Origin of the sequence: Colwellia sp. PAMC 20917, assembly GCF_001767295.1 — a bacterium.
In the GTDB taxonomy this organism is placed as follows: domain Bacteria; phylum Pseudomonadota; class Gammaproteobacteria; order Enterobacterales; family Alteromonadaceae; genus Colwellia_A.
In genome coordinates, this window is record NZ_CP014944.1 from 804,233 (window position 1) to 826,146 (window position 21,914).

Annotated in this window: 25 protein-coding genes and 1 other RNA gene; 5 read left to right on the top strand and 21 right to left on the bottom strand. The window is 38.2% G+C overall.

Annotated elements, in window-relative coordinates; genetic code table 11:
• From A3Q34_RS03460 to A3Q34_RS03480, 5 genes are read right to left on the bottom strand one after another with little or no spacing between them, the layout of a single operon-like run.
• A complete protein-coding gene (locus A3Q34_RS03460; RefSeq protein WP_070374081.1) occupies nucleotides 1-615 on the bottom strand; it encodes an energy transducer TonB in 615 nt (204 codons plus the stop codon).
• Nucleotides 616-618: 3 nt separating this feature from the next.
• Nucleotides 619-1,020, bottom strand: coding sequence for an ExbD/TolR family protein (locus A3Q34_RS03465; protein WP_070374082.1), 402 nt, complete (start codon nucleotides 1,018-1,020; stop codon nucleotides 619-621).
• Between the two features lie 12 nt (nucleotides 1,021-1,032).
• A complete protein-coding gene (locus A3Q34_RS03470) occupies nucleotides 1,033-1,557 on the bottom strand; it encodes a MotA/TolQ/ExbB proton channel family protein (RefSeq protein WP_070374083.1) in 525 nt (174 codons plus the stop codon).
• Nucleotides 1,557-2,900, bottom strand: coding sequence for a MotA/TolQ/ExbB proton channel family protein (locus tag A3Q34_RS03475; RefSeq protein ID WP_070374084.1), 1,344 nt, complete (start codon nucleotides 2,898-2,900; stop codon nucleotides 1,557-1,559). The genes A3Q34_RS03470 and A3Q34_RS03475 overlap by 1 nt, the downstream gene beginning before the upstream one ends.
• A complete protein-coding gene (locus tag A3Q34_RS03480) occupies nucleotides 2,900-3,682 on the bottom strand; it encodes a DUF3450 domain-containing protein (RefSeq protein WP_070374085.1) in 783 nt (260 codons plus the stop codon). Before A3Q34_RS03480 ends, A3Q34_RS03475 begins: the two co-directional genes overlap by 1 nt.
• Nucleotides 3,683-4,131: 449 nt before the next feature.
• Between A3Q34_RS03480 and A3Q34_RS03485 the strand changes: the two genes are divergently transcribed.
• The 3 genes from A3Q34_RS03485 (at nucleotide 4,132) to A3Q34_RS03495 (ending at nucleotide 5,908) form a co-directional block, all read left to right on the top strand.
• Complete coding sequence (locus A3Q34_RS03485) at nucleotides 4,132-4,917, top strand: TSUP family transporter (protein ID WP_070374086.1); 786 nt, start codon at nucleotides 4,132-4,134, stop codon at nucleotides 4,915-4,917.
• Between the two features lie 22 nt (nucleotides 4,918-4,939).
• Entirely contained in the window at nucleotides 4,940-5,545 is a 606-nt protein-coding gene (gene priC, locus A3Q34_RS03490; RefSeq protein ID WP_070374087.1) for a primosomal replication protein PriC, read from the top strand.
• Nucleotides 5,546-5,644: 99 nt separating this feature from the next.
• Nucleotides 5,645-5,908: a late competence development ComFB family protein gene (locus A3Q34_RS03495; protein ID WP_070374088.1), complete on the top strand. Its 264-nt coding sequence runs from the start codon at nucleotides 5,645-5,647 to the stop codon at nucleotides 5,906-5,908.
• Nucleotides 5,909-6,816: 908 nt separating this feature from the next.
• Here the strand turns inward: A3Q34_RS03495 and A3Q34_RS03500 are convergent.
• The 6 genes from A3Q34_RS03500 to A3Q34_RS03525 form a co-directional block, all read right to left on the bottom strand.
• Nucleotides 6,817-8,424, bottom strand: a complete 1,608-nt coding sequence (locus A3Q34_RS03500) for a hypothetical protein (protein WP_070374089.1) — start codon at nucleotides 8,422-8,424, stop codon at nucleotides 6,817-6,819.
• Nucleotides 8,425-8,547: 123 nt separating this feature from the next.
• Entirely contained in the window at nucleotides 8,548-8,814 is a 267-nt protein-coding gene (locus A3Q34_RS03505; protein ID WP_070374090.1) for a hypothetical protein, read from the bottom strand.
• Nucleotides 8,811-9,374, bottom strand: coding sequence for a recombinase family protein (locus A3Q34_RS03510; RefSeq protein ID WP_070374091.1), 564 nt, complete (start codon nucleotides 9,372-9,374; stop codon nucleotides 8,811-8,813). The genes A3Q34_RS03505 and A3Q34_RS03510 overlap by 4 nt, the downstream gene beginning before the upstream one ends.
• A gap of 417 nt (nucleotides 9,375-9,791) precedes the next feature.
• Nucleotides 9,792-12,002 (bottom strand): hypothetical protein, encoded by a 2,211-nt coding sequence (locus A3Q34_RS03515; RefSeq protein WP_070374092.1) that lies wholly within the window; start codon nucleotides 12,000-12,002, stop codon nucleotides 9,792-9,794.
• Nucleotides 12,003-12,112: 110 nt separating this feature from the next.
• Entirely contained in the window at nucleotides 12,113-12,436 is a 324-nt protein-coding gene (locus A3Q34_RS03520) for a hypothetical protein (protein ID WP_070374093.1), read from the bottom strand.
• A 253-nt stretch (nucleotides 12,437-12,689) separates the two neighbouring features.
• Nucleotides 12,690-13,133: a hypothetical protein gene (locus A3Q34_RS03525; protein ID WP_070374094.1), complete on the bottom strand. Its 444-nt coding sequence runs from the start codon at nucleotides 13,131-13,133 to the stop codon at nucleotides 12,690-12,692.
• Nucleotides 13,134-13,263: 130 nt separating this feature from the next.
• Here A3Q34_RS03525 and A3Q34_RS03530 point away from each other — a divergent pair, with 130 nt between their 5' ends.
• Nucleotides 13,264-13,551: a hypothetical protein gene (locus A3Q34_RS03530; RefSeq protein WP_070374095.1), complete on the top strand. Its 288-nt coding sequence runs from the start codon at nucleotides 13,264-13,266 to the stop codon at nucleotides 13,549-13,551.
• Nucleotides 13,552-13,667: 116 nt separating this feature from the next.
• A complete protein-coding gene (locus A3Q34_RS03535; protein ID WP_070374096.1) occupies nucleotides 13,668-13,901 on the top strand; it encodes a hypothetical protein in 234 nt (77 codons plus the stop codon).
• Between the two features lie 248 nt (nucleotides 13,902-14,149).
• On the opposite strand, the gene ffs is transcribed toward A3Q34_RS03535, so the two are convergent.
• From ffs to A3Q34_RS03575, 10 genes are all read right to left on the bottom strand, one after another.
• An RNA gene (gene ffs / locus A3Q34_RS03540) (signal recognition particle sRNA small type) lies at nucleotides 14,150-14,246 on the bottom strand.
• 159 nt (nucleotides 14,247-14,405) lie between these two features.
• Nucleotides 14,406-15,263: a DUF3014 domain-containing protein gene (locus A3Q34_RS03545; protein ID WP_070374097.1), complete on the bottom strand. Its 858-nt coding sequence runs from the start codon at nucleotides 15,261-15,263 to the stop codon at nucleotides 14,406-14,408.
• Between the two features lie 145 nt (nucleotides 15,264-15,408).
• Complete coding sequence (gene maiA / locus A3Q34_RS03550) at nucleotides 15,409-16,062, bottom strand: maleylacetoacetate isomerase (protein WP_070374098.1); 654 nt, start codon at nucleotides 16,060-16,062, stop codon at nucleotides 15,409-15,411.
• A gap of 33 nt (nucleotides 16,063-16,095) precedes the next feature.
• Nucleotides 16,096-17,646 (bottom strand): transcriptional regulator TyrR, encoded by a 1,551-nt coding sequence (gene tyrR / locus A3Q34_RS03555; protein WP_070374099.1) that lies wholly within the window; start codon nucleotides 17,644-17,646, stop codon nucleotides 16,096-16,098.
• Between the two features lie 110 nt (nucleotides 17,647-17,756).
• Nucleotides 17,757-18,095 (bottom strand): 4a-hydroxytetrahydrobiopterin dehydratase, encoded by a 339-nt coding sequence (locus A3Q34_RS03560; RefSeq protein ID WP_070374100.1) that lies wholly within the window; start codon nucleotides 18,093-18,095, stop codon nucleotides 17,757-17,759.
• 9 nt (nucleotides 18,096-18,104) lie between these two features.
• Nucleotides 18,105-18,917 (bottom strand): phenylalanine 4-monooxygenase, encoded by an 813-nt coding sequence (phhA, locus tag A3Q34_RS03565; protein ID WP_070374101.1) that lies wholly within the window; start codon nucleotides 18,915-18,917, stop codon nucleotides 18,105-18,107.
• A gap of 230 nt (nucleotides 18,918-19,147) precedes the next feature.
• On the bottom strand, nucleotides 19,148-20,191 hold the full coding sequence (locus tag A3Q34_RS03570) for a YcjF family protein (RefSeq protein ID WP_070374102.1): 1,044 nt from the start codon (nucleotides 20,189-20,191) through the stop codon (nucleotides 19,148-19,150).
• A 60-nt stretch (nucleotides 20,192-20,251) separates the two neighbouring features.
• Entirely contained in the window at nucleotides 20,252-20,353 is a 102-nt protein-coding gene (locus A3Q34_RS20840) for a YcjX family protein (protein ID WP_231907419.1), read from the bottom strand.
• Complete coding sequence (locus A3Q34_RS20845) at nucleotides 20,350-20,451, bottom strand: YcjX family protein (protein ID WP_231907420.1); 102 nt, start codon at nucleotides 20,449-20,451, stop codon at nucleotides 20,350-20,352. The genes A3Q34_RS20840 and A3Q34_RS20845 overlap by 4 nt, the downstream gene beginning before the upstream one ends.
• A complete protein-coding gene (locus A3Q34_RS03575) occupies nucleotides 20,448-21,878 on the bottom strand; it encodes a YcjX family protein (protein WP_197517651.1) in 1,431 nt (476 codons plus the stop codon). The genes A3Q34_RS20845 and A3Q34_RS03575 overlap by 4 nt, the downstream gene beginning before the upstream one ends.
• Nucleotides 21,879-21,914 lie beyond the last annotated feature (36 nt).

Genomic DNA, 21,914 nt, shown 5'->3' on the forward strand with positions numbered 1-21,914 from the left:
TTACTCCTTATTCATACTAAAGTCTAGTTGTACAGTTAAACCAGGACGACGTTGAGCAACACCGTCAACAACTTTTGGCTTGTAACGCCATTTTTTCAAAGCGCGTTTAGCCTCTCTGTCAAATATACGTTTCGGTTCTGAATCGATGACTTCAACATCTTCAACACCACCAAGTTCGGTAATGGTAAATGAAAGCTTAACCCAGCCTTCTTTACCATCACGAGCGGCTTGCTGTGGATACTTAGGGTCAATACGTACGATTGGCGATGCATCACCGTCACGTCCAAAACCAGCTCCCGGAGCAGACATACCTGAATTAGCACCAGATAATTGCACACTAGGCATATTAAACGTTAGTCCACCTGAGTTGTTATTAGCTTCAGGCTCTGGAGCTTGAGGCTTAGGTGGCGTTTTTGGCGGCGGTGGCGGCGGCGGCGGTACACGCTGTCGACGTTCTGCTGCTGACTTAGGCGGCGTAGTATTAACTTCTACAATAATATTATCCAATGGATCTTGTTTCGTCATGTCACCACTTGAAACAAGAAAAGCCATAAAAGAAAATAGTGCAAAAGTAACCGCTGCGCCTAGTAGTAATGAAACTAAAAAGCGAACCATAGACTACCCCTTCGCTGCAGCAATAGAAATTCTATCTATACCTGCATCTTTAATCGCATCCATCACTTTAACAACTATGCCATGTTTTGCATCTTTGTCTGCTTGAATGATAACAACATCAGTTGGTTGCTCTGCTAATAACTTCTCAATGTTAGCAGCAACACGTTCGACATCAACGCGACGTTTATCTAACCAAATTTCGCCATTTTCTCTAACAGCAATAAAGATGTTAGCTGATTTTTGCTTGCTTTGGTTAGCGGCTTTAGGTTTGTTAACTTCAATACCAGCTTCTTTTACAAATGAAGTGGTTACTATGAAGAAGATCAGCATGATAAATACGATGTCTAGCATCGGTGTCATATCAATTACTGCTTCTTCGTCTTCACGAATACGTTTACGTGCCATTCGAATATCTCTCTAGTGATGAGGTAAACTGTCAATCAGTTTAGCCTTTGCTAGTTTAACTTTAGCGTCTAACCTTGTACTGAAAAACACTCCTGATAACGCAGCAACCATTCCCGCCATTGTCGGGATAGTAGCCATTGATATACCAGCAGCCATCAGACGCGGATTACCTGTACCTTGTTGAGCCATTGTCTCAAACACACCAATCATACCGGTGACTGTACCTAGCAATCCAATCAGTGGACACATTGCCACTAAGGTTCTAATTGTGAGCATACGTTGCTCTAGTAATTCTGTCGCTTCGGAGATCCAAGTATCTCTAATCCGATGGGCATACCAAGATGTAGTATCTTGGCGTGCATCCCAACGATTGACGATATCGTCTTTCATTGCAGGATAAATTTTTGATAAGAACCAGTAGCGTTCAATCATCATTACCCACATCAGTAAGAGAGCGAAGGCAACAACATATAATACGTTACCACCTGTCGCAATAAAACTCCTGACAGATTCCCAAAGCTCTATCAGGAATAACATTATTTAGACTCCTTCTCAGCAATGGCAGCAATTAATCCTGCGCTTTGCTCGTCAAGCTTTTGCAATACTGACTTACTTTTACCCGCAACAACGCTGTGGATTAAGATAAGTGGTAATGCACAAATTAGACCTAATGCAGTTGTTACAAGTGCAAGAGAGATATCACCAGCCATTATTTTCGGGTCGCCTGTACCAAACAATGTAATCGTTTGGAAAGTCATAATCATACCGATTACTGTACCTAATAGACCCATTAATGGAGCAATAGCAGCAAACATTTTGATTAAGTTGATACCGCGATCGATTTTCGGTGTTTCACGTAAAATAGCTTCATCAAGTTTAAGTTCAAGTGTTTCAGCGTCAACATTTTTGTTTTCGTGATAAACCTTGATTAAACGTCCTAATGGGTTGTTATCATTAGGCTGTTCAATATTCTTCTCTTGAGTCTTAATACGAGAGCTAATAGTCGTTAAGAAAATCATACGCTCTAAAGCAATTAAGAAACCGATAACAAGTAATACTGTGATTGCATAACCAACAGTGCCACCTTCATGGTAGAACTCCATAAGAACTTTCTTACGAGTTTCAAGGGCTAAGATACCACCACGTGAAGGATCTACGTATAGAGGATGATAGCCAGAAGTTTCACCAAAGAAATCAGAAGCTGTGCTAGAAATATAACCCGCTGGCTGTTTAGCCAAAGGTTGAATTTGACCAACTTCATCATTGTAGTTTAAGAAACCATCAGCAGATACTAAGTTAAAAGTACCAATACGTGTAACAGTTTGTGTAGAGGTTGAACCATCTAAACTTGTTACTTCAGCGCTAAACTGTGAAATTTTACCCGATTGAGTCATTTCAGTTTGTAAAGCAATCCATAACTCTTCAAGTTGCTCAAGTTCAGGTATTTTCTTAGAGTTGGCAATAACATCTAATGTTGCGCCACGTCCAGGAAATTCAGCACTTACAATTGAAGTTACGATTTGACCGTAAGCATCAGCGGCAGCAGCACGAGTAACACCAAACATTTCGCCAAGAGTACCTTTAGCGTTGTCTAATTCAACTGAACGTTGCGCGATAGTAATATCGTTAGCAGCATATTCTTTAGTTAAACGGTCGTTACGTGTATTTTGATTGGCTAATTCTTTCTTAGCTTTATTCAAAAGTGCTTGCTTGTCTGCACGAGCTGAAGTGAACTCTGCTTCGCGCGCTTTATCAAGCTTGCCTTCAGAAATTCGATCGTTTTTAACTTGCTTTAATAAATCATCCAAGTCATTAGCTACGGCTGAAGTTGCTACAGTCATTGACGCAGCAAGCATTACAAAATTAATAATTTTTCTCATTATTTCGCTCCCGCTGCAAATACTGGTAATTTAGTTAAATCTTTTGGTAATTGGTTACGCGCCATAGCGATTGCATCTTTAGTAGGCTTTAAGTATTCATCGCCTAATGCTTCCCAACCGCGTGTTTCATTGTTCCAAACCCAAACATTTTTCATGTCTAGTGATTGAGCAACTAGAGCTACACGGCCCATATGAACGAAGTCAGCAGTAATTGTACGGTCGCCTAAATCAAGCTCACCTTGGTAAGCTGCAAAAACAGTACCGTAGTTTGCTTCAATTTCGTAAGCTTCAAGTACTAAACGAAACTGTTCAGATACCGAAATATCAGAAGCGCCTAGCACGTCACGTAAGTTAGCAACGCGCTCTTTACGGTTTTCAATATTCACAGGAATATCTAACGCTACAAACTTGTCTAACGTATCAATCATCTTATACATAAGAGGAACGATACCTTGTTTAGTTTTGTCAATACCAGCGATCTGATCTTCTAAAGATTTGATATTCGCAAGTTGGTCATTAACCATCAATTGAATGTGATCATTGTATTGAGATAAAGTTTCAGCTTCATCAACAGTTAAACGATATTCACCTAAAAGCTCAATAGTTTGTTCATAAATACTATTGATTTTTTGTTGTGATTTTTTAGAAGCTTGAAAAGTGCTAGCTTCTGCTTTTTGTAGTTCTGATAATGCATCTGCAGAAGCGAAGTTGCTTGCTGTTAATGCTAGTGCGCCAATTATCGTCGAAGCGATAAGGCTTTTCTTGTTGCTAAATTTGGACATAGTTCCCAACCAATTGCTATTGAATGTGGATAACATGGAGATGTTAACGCAAATTTAATAATCTGCCATTTTAAGTTTTTATTTCTCTAGAATAAAACAATGCAATACTCCCAGACGACAGCGTTGCTGTCAACTAGGTACATAAAAAAGGCTGCTAATTACCAGCAAATTACATAAATTTGCTGGTTTCGTTACAAAAAATAAACATTAAGTTAAAAAAATCATAAGTGATTTGCAGTAACTTTCTGAATAAATTAGGCGACTAAACAAACACAATTTTCTGTAAATATATTTGCTCCTATTAGTTTTACTAATTCATTCGTACTAAGTCAAATTTATTTATTAAAATATTCATAATATTTATAAAAAAAAGGTTGGTAATTTGACATATTTAAAGATTAAAACCGTGCTACTATTCGCCTATAGCACTAATTTACCTATATTTATTTATGTTTATAGATTCAACTTTTAATTTTGAAATTTGGTTCACTTTATGTGCCATTGGATTTATCGCAGGGCTCATTGATGCAATAGCTGGCGGTGGAGGTATGCTAACTGTTCCAACATTACTCTCGGCAGGTTTACCACCACATCTTGCTTTAGGTACCAATAAACTTGCCGCATCTTTTGGTTCGTTAACCGCTTCAGTGACTTTTTATCGTAAAAAGTTATTTGATCCCAAATTTTGGCGTTTATCTATTTTATATACGGCAATAGGTGCTGTTGCGGGCACGTTTGCTGTTGGTTTTTTATCAGGTGATTTTCTAGAAAAATTTATTCCTATTGTTATCGTTATCACTGCCATTTACACCCTGTTTTCTAAAACAATTGTCACTGAATTAAAGGGGCTACCTGCGTTAACTTTTCGTTTAAAAATCACCCAAAGTATTCAGGGTTTACTCTTAGGGTTTTACGATGGTTTCGCAGGTCCTGGAACCGGCGCGTTTTGGACCGCATCCTCAAGTGCACTTTACAAAATAAACATATTACTGAGCTGCGGATTGGCTCGATCAACTAATTTTGTCAGTAATTTTTGTAGCTTATTAACCTTTATTTATTTTGGTTATGTTAATTTTATTATCGGTATTTCGATGGGTATATTTATTATGTTAGGTGCTGCTGTGGGTGCACATTGGGCAATAAAGTTTGGTAACCGCTTTATTCGTCCTGTTTTCATCATCGTCGTTATTTCTATGTCAGCAAATTTAACTTATCATGCGTGGTTCACTCAATAACAAGGTCAAGAGGTCGTCAAATATGCAATTAGCAATCGACAGAATTACAGCTGTTTTAGATAGTCTAGCTGAGCAGGCTAAAATTATTGATACTGAAAATCAGCAGACTAAATCACATTATCTTTTAAAAGATAAAGATATCTTTTCAGAAGCTTTATTTGCCACCAACAGTGATAAAATAGGCGCATATGTTGATGAGGTGCGTGGTAAAACTATCGAATTAGCTCGGTTATTGCAGAGTGGAAAAAAAGAACTATCACAAAATAGATTGCAAGGTATTGAGCAACAAATATCATCAATAATTAATGCAATAAGATCAAACAAAGGTCTTCATCAAGAAGCACAATACCGATTAACAGCGATAAACGCTAGGCGCTATAAAAAAGCGGCAAAAGAACTCTTTAAATCCAGTCAAGCCCTCTATCAGCAATTAGCAGAGCACCACGAGTTTGAGCGCCGCTTACTTGCTATGCTCAATGAAAGAGAACAACTTCGTCAAACTGCAACGCCCGCCAAAGCAAAGAAAATATTGGATGAAGTCCTTGCTCTTCACCAAAGGTTAGGTCGTTGTCGTCAAGCTATTTCAAAAATAGAGCGCGAAATAGAAGTTTCAGAAAAACCGCGATGATATCTGTTAAATAACTCGCTTTTTGCTTCATCTCGCATTAATCTTAAATAATAACAAACAATAAATTGATCCATTATTTAATCGTAAAAGAGGGCTGGAATGAGAATATCTGATGACATTCATAACTATTATGAAAAACTAGTCGTACAACACTTTGCCGCGCTAAAATTAGAAGAGAAATATGAAGCTGACTTTATTGCTGACCTAACCTGTGTAGTGCTCAATCAACTACCCACTCGTTATATTAGACATGAAGTTGATATGTCATTCTACTTGCCTGCTTCAGAGCGTTTTGAAATGGAAAACAATGTAAAAGTTGCGATTAGTAAGGCAATAGAGTTTATGAAAACTCATAACACTTAACTGCTGCTCTTTGATTTATTAATAAGGCAAGTGGTCAAGTCAATGCTCACTTGCTTTTACCTTTAAGCATTTCCTTTAAATGATGACCTGACCTTTTTTTTATACCTTTAAGGTTTTAATACCAATTAATATTCCTCTTTTTACCCATTAACTAGCTAAATGCTTTTAATTTTGTCAGAAACCAGCTAACCCACTTAAATGGCCTTAAAAATATAAAGACATAAATATACCTGTATTATCTCTTTGTACTCATTTTTGAGTGTTTCAGTGCTTACAAGTAGGATGGATGAATGTGTGATGACATCAGCATATGATTTATTAACGACTGACAAGTATCATGATCCCTTTAAATAACATTGCTGCCAGTAAAACCATAGGTCGGTAAGTTAATATTTTCTTGGCTTGTTTATTACGGGATATTCTTGGGATTTTCAGATGGAATTATTTCGCTAGCAATAAATACCGTGTCGAATGTATAAATGGGAGATTTTAGTCGTAAAAAGGTTGTACTGAACGTAGCAAGGTAGCTAAAGATTGTAAGTTAGTGATAAATAAAGAATGGTGGCAACCCAATACTTCCATAGGCTCTACAGCCCATATTTAACAAGCTATTCATCTCGGTTCAATCAATTAGTATCACAGCCAGTATCACAGTTACAACTAATTTGAACACCTATTCACTCCATCATCACCATTTGAATGACACCAATAAACCTCCATCATCACTATCAGTGAAACTATTAATGATACTACTGTTAATGTTGATGATGTTCGTCGTGGGTCACTGGTTAAGCTTATCGGTGGGAAATATTAACCATCATCATGATTTTCCCAACTATCACCAGCATCATCAAAGATTGACCTATCCAGCCTAGCTAGTGGCAATCTTGATACACCCAACCAGCAAGCTAATTAATATTCATGCAAATTTCTTTTTTATTGACTGTGTAGCAAACACCGTGCTCGCCGTATGATGGCGCTGTGTTTGAGTATGGCTCTACAAACCCCTTATCAGTCAAAATATCTTCAACACTACCGTGGTGAGATTTTATTAAAATATTAGCCAGCAACATATTGATATCCATCTCCATTACACTCCCATACATATTGAGAAACTTAGGTCTTGCAGTTGCAGCCATCAACGCGCCTACTGGATTTCTATAGTTTTTAATCAAGTATAGATACAGGTTATCATTGTCACTAGCGTATGCATCATAATGAACATTCGCTTTATCATCCATGTCTTTTATTAGTGATATCAATGAATTTTTTTTAAAATTATCAGGGATAATTTGAGTTTGAAAGTACTTAAACAAGTCATTTATAGTCATATTCTCTTTGTATTTCATTCTCGCATTAAGTTTAATCCAAAAACCATTTTGAGCTATCGCATCTCCAGCTATATTTTCAAACTTCATAGGTGTTGCGTAATCAACAAATTTAGCCTTCCAACTATCATTCATTGATATTTCCTTGCCTGTCAACGGAGTTAAAACACTCTCTAGATATTCTGTATTATGGTAATCACCTCTTACGAGATTAACTAGTAGGTACAGATAGTGATTTTCAAAATTTACAACAGGTAAAACAGTAAACAAAATATCATTTGAGTTACTCATGAAAGCCCTGTCTATAGTTATTTTTTGCACCAACTTAACAGCGGCTTCATCTAATTTGTTTTCATGAATATCTATTGCAATACTTAGTGCTAGCAATTTATTCAAAGTCATCAGTTGATTAAAGTCAGGCTCAGTGCTTATTGAATTTAAAAATGAAAAATTAGTGAGTTTCTCCAACTTCAAATATCCATTGATAACCAAACTAAAAGAGTCAACCAACTCTTTTGCCTGAGATAAGTTCAACTTCAAATAGTTAACACAATCAATATCCTTTAGCTCACAAAGTAATGGTTCATCATCTAAAGCATCAAACCCAACTATATTGGGGTATTTTAATTTCTGACCTACCTTGCCTTTTTTTATTTTTGCCAAACTGTTTAAGTACAATTCCCTCCCTCGCGCATCAGCATCGCTATTACTTGTATTCTGCATACCAATCAACTGAATAAAGACATTGTTTTCTAATTTATTTTGTTCCGAATATTGTTCAATCCATAGTTGTGCCACCGGCTCCAACGGGTCATCGTGATATTGAAAAAATTTATACACAAGAAAAACAAGAAGAAGGAAAATCAAAAGCACTTTTTTTCGCCTCGGCTCGGGCGCTCGCTCCAAGTAACCAAACCTTTCATCTAGGAGCTTATCTATCCAGAAAACAATAAAGTAAAAACCCAATACCACTATTGACCATACACCAGTTTTTATTATAAAAATAAACAATGCCAAAGGCGCTAACTGCAACACCCAAGAGCAATATCGAACAAAACTCGGCTTCGTTCTGATTTTTGATAGCTTGGCGCAACTCGGGCATCGATAATAACCACTAGCTGACTGCCAGTAGCGCTTCCATGTAACTTCAATTTTTTTATCGCATGAGGGGCAATCTAGAGTAGCCATTAAATATCCTTGTATTAGCCTTAATATTAACAATAGTTAATCAGTCATTATTTAAGCACACCTACGCATCAAATAAAACAATTCAAACACTTACGCATAAAGCTACACACGGATAACGCTATTTTAATATGGAAAATAACCACCATCCCAATCAGAGCCATCAGCACAAACAATCGCTTTATCTAGACTCGCAGGGGCAATAAAATATCGCCCCCTATCCTCGTGAGTACCCATACCAACCAAACAGACATCAATAGAGTCCAACGCAAGTGACTCATTAGAAAATACCCCGATAAAATCCCAGCTATCACTCAGTACATTGGTAACCTTACCAACAATCCAGAGCTTATCATTCACTCCCACCAAAGACCCAGCCAGCCCACTTATCATACAATCACCTCTAACTCAGCTAAAACCTGATAAACCTTAGTTCTGGAGATGCCGAAAAATTTAGCTACCTCAGTCTTAGGTGTGCCAGACTCAACCATATCTCTAACTTCAGCTTTAATAGCGTTACTTATCGAAGGTTTTCTTCCCATTTTTACGCCACGCTCGACAGCCGCCTCGCGTCCTTCATTGCATCTCTCAATAATCCGAGACCTTTCTGCTGTCGCAATTGCTGACAATATAGTAACAACCATCATCCCCATAGAACCACGAGTCGATATTCCATCATCAAGAAAAGTAATATGAACACCTTTTTTTGTCAGGCTTTCCACTATCGAAATCATATCAGCCGTATTACGCCCCAAGCGGTCAAGCTTAGTTACATATATTTCATCCGCCTCACGAACGTATGACAGCATATCTTGCAATCCTTGGCGATTCGATGACTTACCACTAAACTTATCGGTAAACACCTTCTCACAACCCTCACGCTTAAGCCTGTTAACTTGAATCTCAAAAGATTGCGATTGCGAGCTTACTCGTCCATATCCGATTTTTACCATTGCACACCAAGTGTAAATTAAATCATGTAAACCAACTGTACGTGTAAATTAAATTGAAATCAAGATATAATGTACGGATGAGATGTGGATGAGTTGGTTTTCATAATATTATAAATTAATGAACACGTTGCGGTGTAGTCGATACTGGTTGTTTGGGTTTAAGTTGATTTTACTTGGCATGAATATGATATTTTCGCACCCGACCTAAGCACTTTTTCTTCTTCTTTTCTCTACTCTGGTCATCAACGAAGTACAAATTTAATCGAACCAAGTTAAGACAAGGGTTGCTTGCAACACGATGACTTACTTGTTCGGTTGCCGAAGGCTGCCTGTTCATTTGTATTATTACTATAAGCGGGTGAACACATCGGGTGCGCAAATGATGTGGTTAAACTGGGTTGGTACTTGATAATCAGATTAGGCGGCTAACGTATCAAAGAAATCACCGAACAATGCACGTTGTTTGGCTTTATCCGATAACTTTGCACCACGACTGGCGGCAATCCATGATGAGTAGCGGTACACGTTCGATGTGATGTTATGCATAGCTAACCAACGATTATGCTGCATGATGAGTAAGCACTGTTGATTACCACTGTGACGATAGCCTGTATTACGCCCCACCGATTGGTTTGCTGTATCTGACATCAATAGTACATGCGCCTCATCTTCATCAAGACCTGTACTTGCCATCGCTAATGCAATGCGCTTGGGGTGTGGGTCAGAGATAATGACACATAGCTTATCAACATTGAGATTATTACGACCTTTACTGCTAACATGATTATCATCATGACCAACACCATCAACAATGACCGCATCAAAGTAATCTGATGCTTGCTCTGTTAGTCTTTCTCTGGCGGATTTTCCGTGAGTTTTATCATTATTGGTCTTTTGCACCATCAACACCTCCAAGTTCGGCTCATACTCATGGTGCGGCTCACAAATGATGGTTGGTTGGTAGTCTTGGTGCTTCATCTCTAGTACAGGTGCAAGTTCAGCCGTTAAGAAGCACATCCGTAGTCGTTTGATGTACTGTACGTAATGTGGTGTTTCATTATCAGGTATGTGCCTTGGCTTACCCCATACGTTGACCGCGGCATCCTTGGTAAGCGTGAACTCACCCAGCGTCATTTCATCTTGAAAAATAACATCTTTGACAAACAATCTGCTATCAAAACCATATTCAACCAATGCTTTGAACTTGGCGGTGCTCATCACCAAGTGTTTACTAGTGTCATTAATCGCATCACGATTTTGCTGAAATTTTTCCATTAAGTTATCAGTATCATCTTTTAGAAACGGTAGTGATGTAATGATGGTTTTGAAGCTTTGTTTCCTAATCTTGGGTGACGATTGCTTGTCATAAGCCTTACTGAATGTACGAGTGATAGCAATAAGTTCATCATCACTAAAGTCTCGGTGCTTTTTAACCAATTCAGCATTGCCATAGATAACTTGCAGTTCAACACCGAGTTTGGTGCAGTTTTTAATGAAGGATTGCATATTTTTATTGGTGTGGAAGTTAAACACGTAACGCTGGGTGTTTGGGTCGCCCTGTGCAAATCGTTGTAGTAATCGGCTTTTACCTCGACCCGCATTGGTGTGCATAATGGCTTTGAAGTCAAAGCCATTCCGTATCAAGTTTCGTAGTTTATCTTCTATTGATTTTGCCCAGTCCTTCCATGCGATAGGTTGGTGCGCCAGTGCTTGCTGGTACTCTTTGGGTGAAAATAGCAGTCGCTTATAATCACGCTGACCTTGCTTATTAAGTTTATTATCCTTAATTGCGCGGCCTTCATTCATGATGTAGCAACCAGCACCATTGTCCTTACTGTTGCGCCTATAGCGAAGCGACTCATTCACGCGGGAATTAAATATCAATGGTTTGTGCAGGTTGTTAACTTGAAGATTGAATAGTTCATCCGATTTGGTCAATACAGCTTGTGGTAACTCATACACCATCATGCCTTGTGTTGATGCAATCACGGCATCCTGTGAGTGCTGGGTTTCAAACTTCACCTTATCAATTTCATCCATGCAAGAAGATAACGGCTCACCACGAACAAACCATGCTCGTGGTTTTGTGTGCAAATGGTACATGGGTGGTAGCATCAACTGATACCACTTGAACGAGCAATCATCAACATAATCACCAAACGATAGCTGGTTGATGATGTAGTTCGTAGCTTGAACTTTAAATGCATGATTAATCACTTCAAAACCAAACGGGATGATAATACGAAAACGATTACCTTCCTTGCTTGACCATGACTCATAGATGATTGAGGCAATGTTAAGCTGGGTAAGCTCGTCGATAATGGCTTGAACGTCAACGGTATCATCACCATCATAGTCGAGTACAATACATGATTGGCTCAAGGTTGATGCTTTACCACGCCTTGCGGCGGTATCAGTGACCGATACGCCTGCCGAGTAGCTGGGTGAGCCCGTGAGCTTTAGTTCATCAATATCTTCTGGTGTCGTCTTTATTGATTTATCACATAATCTTTCAATTAAAGTGAATAGGTCATGGAACTCAACGTTATCAACGTAATGTGCCATTCTTGTAGATTTAATTTTATCGTAAACCGATAGGGTTATGAATGTTTTTTGAAATATAGGCATTTGAATGCTTCTTGTTATATTTGGTGAGAGGTGTGCTGTGGCAAGTGAAAACCTTGGTGACCACTGAATACGAAGGGTGTATTGGTTGTTGTCGCAGCAATGAAGTCGAACTAAAACTCTATGCAATCGGTGAGGTAAATTGCAGTTGTAGGTTTTGGTGTTTTTGGTGATGCCACCTTTGCATCTGGTTGGGTTGTGAGGGTGGTGGTGTGCTTTATTTCCGATGATTGGCGCTTGGTATCAGGAAAAATCACCCCTTCCGTTAGGTATTTGGACTTTGATTGCTTGGTTGTAACGGGGGTTCGTGGTGCTTCGTCATTGATTGATGATGCTTCTCTATCAGGGAACACTAGTCCTTCTGTTAAGTATACGTTTTTTATTGGATTATTCGGTGTTACGGTGCTCTTGATGGGTTTTTGGGTGTGTTTGGTCATAGTTGACTCCATTTTATAATTTTTAATAGACCATCAAAAACCAGAAAGTAACGAGCACACGGAGGCTGTACAGAGCTATGTGGCTAGTAATTTTGGTTTGATGATTGTAGTTTTTGGAGTGAGATAAGGTTCGATGAAATTCGAAAGGGGCGCAACACTTCAGGTGGTATTATAACCGAAAGTGCTGCTATTTGCAATCGAGGGGCCTTGGGGCTCTGTTTTTGTCGTTATGTATAAGTTAATTATTGGGTTCCTAGTTCGGTGGAGATACGCCTGTTATGGTGTCACCTTCGATTGTGCTAAAGACATTTCCCCTATCAATACCTACAAATCTACCCGTCGTTTCATTGTTTTCGATTTGCATCTGATAGCAATTTACATTTATACCTTCTTTGGAGGATATGTAGGTAACAGAGCAAGTATTACCTTCCATGATATCCGCTTCAATTAATTCCAGTAATTCAATGATGGTGTCTTCTGTGATTAGAGTTTTATCATCAAAGATTGAATGGTGAAGTGATGTCGATAGCAACCCAAAAGATACGAAATTAGCTCCTATATTAAATGGTATGCCAGCATTATTCATAGCGTTACAGATAATCATGACACTTGGTTGCTGTAAAAATTCATTTATATTCTTGACTTTGAATGCGCTTGTTTGGAATAGGCTGATGTGTTTGTTGGTTGTATTTTTCATGTGATTTCTCCTGATTGGTTTTCTTCTATTTATTCCATTAAAAAAGGTTATTAACTTTACTATTAAGTTTTCTTGGGAAATTAATTTTATAAATAGTGTTAATAACAAAACCATAAGAAAGAGAATATATATGAATAAACTAGAGGATTTTTTGATGCGAGTGGTCTGCACTGGTGGCGGACTAGTTGGTTCAAGTATACAAGCTGTTAGTGATGGTGAGTTGGTTGCGGCGTTTAATCAAGCTATTGCTAATTCATCATTCGACAGCCGAAAACTTGGAAAGGAACTTTTTAAAAGAAAGTACAAAAGTTTGAGAGCAAGTCAGTCGAATGATAGTGGCAATTTGTTGTTGGCAGATATGTTAGCTGTATTTTTCAATTGCAGCACAATTGGGGGTAACAATGAAAAAAATAGTTAAAGCATATTCGCTTCCGCCAGAGTTGGCACATTGGCTAAAGTCGACATCAGAAACCTATAAAGTCAGCCAAAGCGCATTACTATCAAAACTATTAACCAGAATAAAGGAACTTCATCATGACTAGACAAATACCACCGCCATCACACCCATTGCATAACACGTTCAAGAGTATGTTGCCGTTATTGAATAAGATTCATCAACGCTCACGACTGCCAGAAACTATTTTAGCTAAGCGTCTTCGGAAGCTTGAGATATTGAAGTCTCAAGGTTTAACTGTTGATGATTTGGGTCAAGGAAGGTCAATCTTTGATGATGCTGGTGATAGTTGGGAAAATCATGATGATGGTTAATATTTCCCACCGATAAGCTTAACCAGTGACCCACGACGAACATCATCAACATTAACAGTAGTATCATTAATAGTTTCACTGATAGTGATGATGGAGGTTTATTGGTGTCATTCAAATGGTGATGATGGAGTGAATAGGTGTTCAAATTAGTTGTAACTGTGATACTGGCTGTGATACTAATTGATTGAACCGAGATGAATAGCTTGTTAAATATGGGCTGTAGAGCCTATGGAAGTATTGGGTGGCAACCCTAGCAGCCACACCTCGGCACATGAGTCGTCTGCTGCGGTTGCTTCCTTCCGGATCTGGCCGAGTTCACAGAGTATCATTGCGAGGGGACCGAAAGGGTCACCATAGATAGTTGTCGTTCTCACTTCAACGGCGCGAATTATGGCTAAAGATTTAGCTTGATGCAAGCGCTAGTTATATAAATAAAATCGTTCGCTGTTTTTTTAACCATACTAGTAGGTGTATAGCTAAAATAACCTTTAGATTATCTTTAGATTATGGACGTTCGCGCGCCAACCGTTCATTAATTTCTAATAAGACTGATTTAATCACCAATAGGTTTTCTTTACCTAAACGTAATAACAGTTTATCGGCAGCATCAAGGGCTTCTATTTTTTCATCTTTGTAGCGAAACATCACACTGGGGCGAACTAAGTCTAATGATTCTTTTGGAATTTCCATATCCAAGACCTTGGTAATAGCATCATGCAACACTTCAGTAAAGTTGTCGTCTGGATAGCCTAGCTCTGCATAAGCTTGATCAATCAAAGGCTTCATTTCAAAGTAAGACTGCACCAGTGTTTCACTGTCAAATGAACGCAGTAAATCAACATAAAGTGTAAAACGTCGTGTTGCTGACTCATCCCACTTCCAATCACTACTTGCACCGTTGTTAACCTCATTTGCTAAAAATTTAGCATTAGGTTTAATTAACGGGCTATGAGCGTAAGCAAGATTACCTTGTGCAAAATTATCAGTAAATACCACAAAACGGCGGATCATATCTTTATCAATGACCAACTTTAACAGTTCTTTACGCCAAGTAAAACTTGGTAGCTTTTCTTGTAACCAAACATCACTTTCATTTAAGGTCGGTAATATCGGTTCAGGCGCAATAGCAACAAGGGGCTCTGTCACCACTAAAGGAAAAACTTCTTCTTCAGCTAATATCGGCTCTACTATAGGCTCGGGCGGAGTTACAGCCTTAACGATGGCCACTGGCGCTAACTCAACAACTTCTTGTTCGGTTGTCGATGACATATATAACCAAACTAAGGCGGCTATCACGATAGCAATAATAACGGCAATAATGCCCCAAGAGGTCTGTTTACCTTTTTGCGCTTGATCTTCCATAGGTACCTAATATTCAATTTATCTAAAGGATGCATGATGAATAACCATTGCAACCCGTTTTCATCTAAGTTGCAAGGGAAATACGTGATCTAAAATAACTTTTATCTGAAATTGAGTTTTATCTTTTTATATTATTACTTAACAATTATAAAATAGCATCGTCTTGATTTTCTGGTAATGCTTTTATAAAAGCGGGTAACTGGTTACAACGCTCAACGATGGCATTAATAAGCGGAAATGCTGACATATCTACTTTAAAACGATTTGCATTGTAAACTTGTGGAACAAGGCAAAGATCAGCAATAGTGACATCGTCACCATAGCAGTATTTTCCTGATACCTTTTGTAGTTTTTCTTCAAAGGCAGCAAAACCAATGCTCATCCAATGATGACTCCAAGCTAATTTATCTCCATCTTCAGCACCTAGTGTATTGACGAGATATTGTTGTACTCGTAAGTTAGTTACCGGGTGTACTTCACAAGCGATATCTAAGGCGAGTGCTTGCACTTGTGCTTTAGCATAAATACTTACGGGATAGAGCTGTGGTTGAGGGTATTTATTATCAAGGTAATCAAGTATTGCCATACTTTGATTTAGCACTAAGTCGCCATCAACTGTCTCATCAATTAACGTTGGAACTAAATGGGTTGGATTAAGTGCAATATAAGCTGCACTGTGCTGTTCACCGCCATTGTTAACTAAATGAACGGGTACAGATTCACAATCAATGTTTTTCAAGTGCAAAGCAATTCTTACTCGATATGCAGCGGACGAACGCCAATAACCAAAAAGTTTCATTTTATATCTCTATTTGTTATCTGTATTAATTATTTAAATTTTAACAGTTTTTTTATTGATGTCATATTCACGTAATTTATTTGCAATGGCGGTATGACTTAATCCTAGTTTTTTTGCTAATTGTCGAGTACTTGGATAAGCCGGGTATAGTTTTCTAAGTAAATCAGCTTCAAAACTTTTAACCGCAGCATCTAAAGTTCCTTCAAATTCCTTTTCTAGATAACCATGTTCACGTGTATATGCAGGTAATTGCAGATGAGAGGTCATCACAATACTGCCTTCCATTAATGATACCGCACGAATTAATACATTTTCGAGCTGACGAACATTACCAGGCCAAGGATAATGTTCGATAAAATCACGACAGTCATCTGACATAGTGATAATCGTTTTACCAATACGTTGACCAAATTTAACAATAAAAAATTCAGCTAGAGGAATAATATCCGAACGTCGGTCACGCAATGAAGGTATATTTAGTCCAAGTACATTTAAGCGGTAGTAAAGGTCTTCTCTAAAATCGCCGGTAGAAACCATGCTAAGCAGGTCACAGTTGGTTGAGCTAATGATCCTGACATTGACCCTTATCTCTTTCTCGTCATTGACGCGACGAAAAGTACCATCTTGAATGACACGCAGCACTTTAGTTTGTAATTTAGGTGACATCTCCCCCACTTCATCTAGAAATATGGTGCCACCGTCTGCTGATTCAAATAAACCCCGCTTAGCTTTATTCTCGCCTTTTGAACCCGCACCAAAAAGTTCTGTTTCTGCATCGTCATCAGGTAATGCTGCACAGCTTAAAGTCATAAAAGGTTTGTTACTGCGATCACTCGCAGCGTGACAAGCATGAGCTAAAAGTTCTTTGCCCGTGCCCGTTTCACCGACAATGAGCATTGAAGAGTCAAGGAGTGCCATGCGTTTTGCTTCACGAATAACTTTACGCATCGAGCCACTACTTGCTTGTATACCGGCAAAATTATTTTCATTCGCTTGTTTAAAGGCACTTATTTGTTGGCCTAAACGTGCTTCTGATTTTAAAATTAATACCGCACCCGCTAAAACGGGGATACCGCTTTGATCGGTCACATGGATAGGCATGATATCAGCCACAAAGTCATCATCTTGAAACTTTAAGCGACGCGTTTGAGCAAGGACTTCATCGGCATCTAACCAGCGATTAAAATTAAAGCCTTTTAACCAATTGCCAACATTATCGCCAATAATTTCATGATCTTTACAGCCCATAATACCGGCAGCTACGGTATTTACAATACGGATATCACCTTTTGCATCAATAGATATAAAGGGATCAGGAAAAGTTTTAATGAGCGTGGAGAGCTCATTACGCTCACGTTCAGAGGGCATAAAAGGTGTTGTTTTTACATCATTTACGCCTTCAATTAAACGTAAACGCGGCATAAAAGTTTGTAATTGGCTAAATTCTAAGTCAGGTATGTTGATAAAAATTTCGCCGGGCTGCTTTAGTTCGATGCCACGTAAATTGATTTCATGTTCAACAAATATTTCTAATACTTCTCGGGCAATGCCGACTCGATCGCAACAAACAATTTCTAAACGCATTTACCTTACCTTAATAGCCAAGTATTCCTGTTTGGTATTGTAAACTAATTTGTACAACAAAAAAAAGCCCCCTGAGGTAGGAGGCTGCTATTATCTAATGTAAGCAAATATTACAAAAGTTTGTCAGTTTTTGCTGCACAAATAAAATCATTACGGTGTAGCCCTTTAATAGCATGTGTCCACCAAGTAATTTTTACTTTGCCCCACTCTAATAAAATCGCTGGATGATGGAATTCTTCTTCGGCTAATGCAGAGACTTTATTTGCAAATGCCCATGATAATTTATAGTTTTTAAACTTATACTCACGTTCAAGCATCATAACCCCGTCACGCACTTCAGGGATCCAGTCTGGTATTTGTGATAATAGTGCCGGTAACTCTTCATCACTCACTTGTGGCGCACCAACTTGGCATGCTTCACATTTTTGTACAGATAATTGCTCAGTCATTATTTTTCCTTAACTCACATTATTAATTTCTTTTGCTGGAAACTTCGCTGGGTGTAAGCCTAAGGCTTGTGCTTGCTCAACCAACTCCATAATATCAGCGACTTCATATTTTCTTAAATCATCTAAATCACTTACTTTATTCAGCATATAATAAATAGGCTGCATAACATCTATTCGATATGGCGTTCTTAATACGTCAAGTATGTTAAGTTTTTCACGTTCAACAATATCGCTTTCAGTCGCGTGAATGGTTTCGCTCGGTGAAGACAAAATACCACCGCCATAAACTTTAATCCCCTCAGGGGTATCTAATAAACCAAACTCGACGGTAAACCAATATAAACGAGCTAAAAATACTCTTTGCTCTTTAGTCGCATTAAGACCCATTTTTCCATAAGCCTCAGTGTAATCAGCAAACGACTTATTGGTTAATAAAGGACAATGACCAAATATTTCATGAAAAATATCAGGTTCTTGCAGATAATCAAACTCTTCTCGGCTGCGGATAAAAGTAGCTACTGGGAATTTTTTTTCTGATAACAACTTAAAAAACGCACCAAAACCAATTAATGCCGGTACAGGCTCGCACTGCCAACCTGTTGTTTCTTTAAGTACTTTACTAACTTCTGCCAACTGTGGAATTCGGTCATGTGGTAAATTTAATAATTTTGAGCCAAATTTATATTCGTCACACGCTTTGTTTTCAACACATTTTAATTGACGAGTGATCAATTCCTGCCAAACGCTATTTTCTTCATCTGACCAATGAATGTGACCATTTTCATCAGCAACTCGCGAAATATACTTCGTCGCCATCCCCATGATATTACCTTATTTTAATTTTTATCATTATTCACTCACCAATGAGTGAGTCATGTTCTTCACTGATAATAAAACAAGCTTGACGGGAAAAATACAAAACGCTAACTGACTATTATTTAACCAGACAATAATAGCGTATAGAAAAAATTACAAAAATGTAAATGTAAAAACAATAACAAATAAAATCAATAAGATAAAAACAACTTATTTAAGCCCCATAAGAAATAAAACTACCTTATTAATAATTTTTTGACCTGGCTAAGTATTTTTTTCCTCACTTGAGCGATTTTAGGGGTGTTTTCTTCAAAAGGAATGGGTCGACAAAGCTTAATAGTTTGAATACCCAAGCGTGACGTTAACATACCCGCACCAAGCCCTTGTGCCATGCGCGCAGATAACTTACCTAATAGCTCAGCACCAACCAAGTCAGCTCCTAAATCAATGACTAACTCACTCGCACCGGCATAAGCCATATTAACAAAAACTTGTTTAATTAATTTTATTCGACTCCAGTAGCCAATTTTTAAACCATAAAGGGCGGCAACTTTGTCAATCATCCGTAAGTTTCGCCAAAACATTAGCATCATATCAACAAGTGCAATAGGGCTTAAAGCAACTAATACTACGGCTTCTGTTGAGAACTTAGCTACCTCATCCAATGCTTTTTCGTCAACTTTTGAGAGCACTTCACGGGAATATAATTGCAGTAACTCTTCATCGCTGTATTCCTCTTTGACCAACGAGTGCCAGCTTTTTTCATGCTCAGACATCAAATCACAAGGTAAATTTGCTGAAATGCTTTCACATAAGGCTTTTGCGTCAATATGTCGAGGGGAAGCTAAATCGGTTGCTAATATATCTTTCGCTTTTGCTTGTGTACTTTGCTGGCGTTTAAATTGTCTTAATGCTGAATACTCTCGTATTGCCGTTGAACCAATAATAACTGACAAACCAAAGAGCAGAACACCATACATACCAGCTAAAATAGGAGATTGGGCAAAGCCTTGTTGAAAAAATGTAAAGGTTTCTACCATAACAACGCCAGCAAAAACAGTGCCTATAACCCGCCATAACCAACGAGGCTTTGTTTTTTCCTGTGGGTTATCATCATTTAAATACCCTTGCTTAATTAACGATAAGTCTTCTGATGCCCGCCAATCGTCATTACCGACAATAACTTGTTGGCCATTTGAAGGTAAATGACTTTTCTTTATAGTTAACTCATCATTTTCAAAAAGAATTTGCTGTTGATATTTTTCTTCGAGTTCATTCATCTATTTTATCTCCAAGCAAAATGGTATTACTTGCTTCATTCTTATATTTATCAAGGTTGATCATTTCATTTTATCGCCAAGTAAAAACTGCATTAATTGGTCCATGCGTATCGATGGCTGGTAAGCACTTTGCTTTGCGGCTAATTTATCAAGGTCGATCATTTCATTTTATCACCAAGTAAAAACTGCATCACTTGGTCCATGCGTATCGATGGCTGGTAAGCACTTTGCTTTGCGGCTAATGCATCAAGGTCGATCATTTCATTTTATCACCGAGTAAAAACTGCATCACTTGATCCATACGCAGGTGTGGTAGGCATTCATGTTGTCCAATCGGCTCCATTGGAGCAAAGCTAATAAAATTAAACGTCTCTTGCTGCCAATAATCTTGTTCGGGTAATTTACTCGGCACCGCACCTGGAAAAACCGTAATTAGCTCTCCATTTTCAGAGCGTTTGCCGCGAAGCACAGGAATGTATTGTCCCTGGTAACGACTCGTTCCTGCTTGTGTCGTTTTAACAGAAGCTAGCGCCAGTGTTTTCATTTCAATAACGTCATAATTTAACTGATGTTTAGTCTGATAAACAAGCTGGTCGAGTAATCTGACTAAGTTATGGTGTTGCTCTGGCGTAACATGGTCAGCTTTGGTTGCAGCAAATAATAACTTATCAATTTTTGGCGCAAACAAACGAGAAAACAAACTACTTTGACCATAGCTAAAGCTTTCCATGATCATGGTCATCGCTGTTTTCAAATCAGCAAAACTCTCAGGGCCGTTATTTAAGGGGGTTAAGCAGTCTGCTAATACAATTTGTCTATCGAAGTTAACAAAATGCTCTTTATAAAAAGCCTTAACAACACGTTCTTTATATTCAATAAATCTTGCTCTTAGCATACCGATTAAACAGTCATCACTGGCATTTTGATAAGCATTTTTATCCATTTTTTCAAAAGCAGTGAAAGGGAAAAATTGTAAGATAGGCGCATCGGCTAATTCTCCAGGTAAGATAAAGCGTCCGGGCTGAATAACCGACAAACCGAGTTCGTGACGAAAGTGTAATAAGAGCTCAGTATATTCTTTTGATAAGTCAGCCAACCTTTGCTCATCGACCTTGGCAAAGGGATCTATTTGATTAACTTTTTCTATAAAGCTTTCTGCTGATTTAAACCTAGGTTCGGTAAGCAATAATGCTGTTGTTTGTTGTGACCACTGCTCGAACGTTTGATTTAACATCGGTAAATCAAGTAACCACTCTCCTGGATAATCAGTAATATCTAGATATAAAGTTGCTGTATCACTGGCATATTTCAACAATGACTCTTTAGGCTTATAACGAATAGCAAGTCGCATCTCACTAATACCATGGGTCGGCTCAGGCCATGTAGGTTCATTTTGCGAAAAAGCTGACATTGCTCGGTCATATTCAAAACGGCCAATGTGTAAATGCTTTTGAGGCACTCGTTTAGCGGCAATGAAGCGCCCTTGATGAACAACATTAAAAAAACCAAGTTGTGAATGATTGCCTTCATTAACGAGTTGGTTGACTAAAGAAGTAATAAAGGCTGTTTTACCACTACGACTAAGACCTGTAACGGCTAAAGTAACGTGTTGGTCAAGCGTTCTATTTAATAAATCACTCGCTTTTTGCTTTAATTTATTCAGCTTTTTTTTATTTATAAATGCCATGAATTATCTTACTGAAAGTTATATTAATATTTAATG

Excerpts from the sequence above, each read along its gene's own strand:
- A3Q34_RS03460 (WP_070374081.1), bottom strand. The coding sequence starts at position 615 with ATGGTTCGCTTTTTAGTTTCATTACTACTAGGCGCAGCGGTTACTTTT.
- A3Q34_RS03465 (WP_070374082.1), bottom strand. The coding sequence starts at position 1,020 with ATGGCACGTAAACGTATTCGTGAAGACGAAGAAGCAGTAATTGATATG.
- A3Q34_RS03470 (WP_070374083.1), bottom strand. The coding sequence starts at position 1,557 with ATGTTATTCCTGATAGAGCTTTGGGAATCTGTCAGGAGTTTTATTGCG.
- A3Q34_RS03475 (WP_070374084.1), bottom strand. The coding sequence starts at position 2,900 with ATGAGAAAAATTATTAATTTTGTAATGCTTGCTGCGTCAATGACTGTA.
- A3Q34_RS03480 (WP_070374085.1), bottom strand. The coding sequence starts at position 3,682 with ATGTCCAAATTTAGCAACAAGAAAAGCCTTATCGCTTCGACGATAATT.
- A3Q34_RS03485 (WP_070374086.1), top strand. The coding sequence starts at position 4,132 with ATGTTTATAGATTCAACTTTTAATTTTGAAATTTGGTTCACTTTATGT.
- priC (WP_070374087.1), top strand. The coding sequence starts at position 4,940 with ATGCAATTAGCAATCGACAGAATTACAGCTGTTTTAGATAGTCTAGCT.
- A3Q34_RS03495 (WP_070374088.1), top strand. The coding sequence starts at position 5,645 with ATGAGAATATCTGATGACATTCATAACTATTATGAAAAACTAGTCGTA.
- A3Q34_RS03500 (WP_070374089.1), bottom strand. The coding sequence starts at position 8,424 with ATGGCTACTCTAGATTGCCCCTCATGCGATAAAAAAATTGAAGTTACA.
- A3Q34_RS03505 (WP_070374090.1), bottom strand. The coding sequence starts at position 8,814 with ATGATAAGTGGGCTGGCTGGGTCTTTGGTGGGAGTGAATGATAAGCTC.
- A3Q34_RS03510 (WP_070374091.1), bottom strand. The coding sequence starts at position 9,374 with ATGGTAAAAATCGGATATGGACGAGTAAGCTCGCAATCGCAATCTTTT.
- A3Q34_RS03515 (WP_070374092.1), bottom strand. The coding sequence starts at position 12,002 with ATGCCTATATTTCAAAAAACATTCATAACCCTATCGGTTTACGATAAA.
- A3Q34_RS03520 (WP_070374093.1), bottom strand. The coding sequence starts at position 12,436 with ATGACCAAACACACCCAAAAACCCATCAAGAGCACCGTAACACCGAAT.
- A3Q34_RS03525 (WP_070374094.1), bottom strand. The coding sequence starts at position 13,133 with ATGAAAAATACAACCAACAAACACATCAGCCTATTCCAAACAAGCGCA.
- A3Q34_RS03530 (WP_070374095.1), top strand. The coding sequence starts at position 13,264 with ATGAATAAACTAGAGGATTTTTTGATGCGAGTGGTCTGCACTGGTGGC.
- A3Q34_RS03535 (WP_070374096.1), top strand. The coding sequence starts at position 13,668 with ATGACTAGACAAATACCACCGCCATCACACCCATTGCATAACACGTTC.
- A3Q34_RS03545 (WP_070374097.1), bottom strand. The coding sequence starts at position 15,263 with ATGGAAGATCAAGCGCAAAAAGGTAAACAGACCTCTTGGGGCATTATT.
- maiA (WP_070374098.1), bottom strand. The coding sequence starts at position 16,062 with ATGAAACTTTTTGGTTATTGGCGTTCGTCCGCTGCATATCGAGTAAGA.
- tyrR (WP_070374099.1), bottom strand. The coding sequence starts at position 17,646 with ATGCGTTTAGAAATTGTTTGTTGCGATCGAGTCGGCATTGCCCGAGAA.
- A3Q34_RS03560 (WP_070374100.1), bottom strand. The coding sequence starts at position 18,095 with ATGACTGAGCAATTATCTGTACAAAAATGTGAAGCATGCCAAGTTGGT.
- phhA (WP_070374101.1), bottom strand. The coding sequence starts at position 18,917 with ATGGGGATGGCGACGAAGTATATTTCGCGAGTTGCTGATGAAAATGGT.
- A3Q34_RS03570 (WP_070374102.1), bottom strand. The coding sequence starts at position 20,191 with ATGAATGAACTCGAAGAAAAATATCAACAGCAAATTCTTTTTGAAAAT.
- A3Q34_RS20840 (WP_231907419.1), bottom strand. The coding sequence starts at position 20,353 with ATGATCGACCTTGATAAATTAGCCGCAAAGCAAAGTGCTTACCAGCCA.
- A3Q34_RS20845 (WP_231907420.1), bottom strand. The coding sequence starts at position 20,451 with ATGATCGACCTTGATGCATTAGCCGCAAAGCAAAGTGCTTACCAGCCA.
- A3Q34_RS03575 (WP_197517651.1), bottom strand. The coding sequence starts at position 21,878 with ATGGCATTTATAAATAAAAAAAAGCTGAATAAATTAAAGCAAAAAGCG.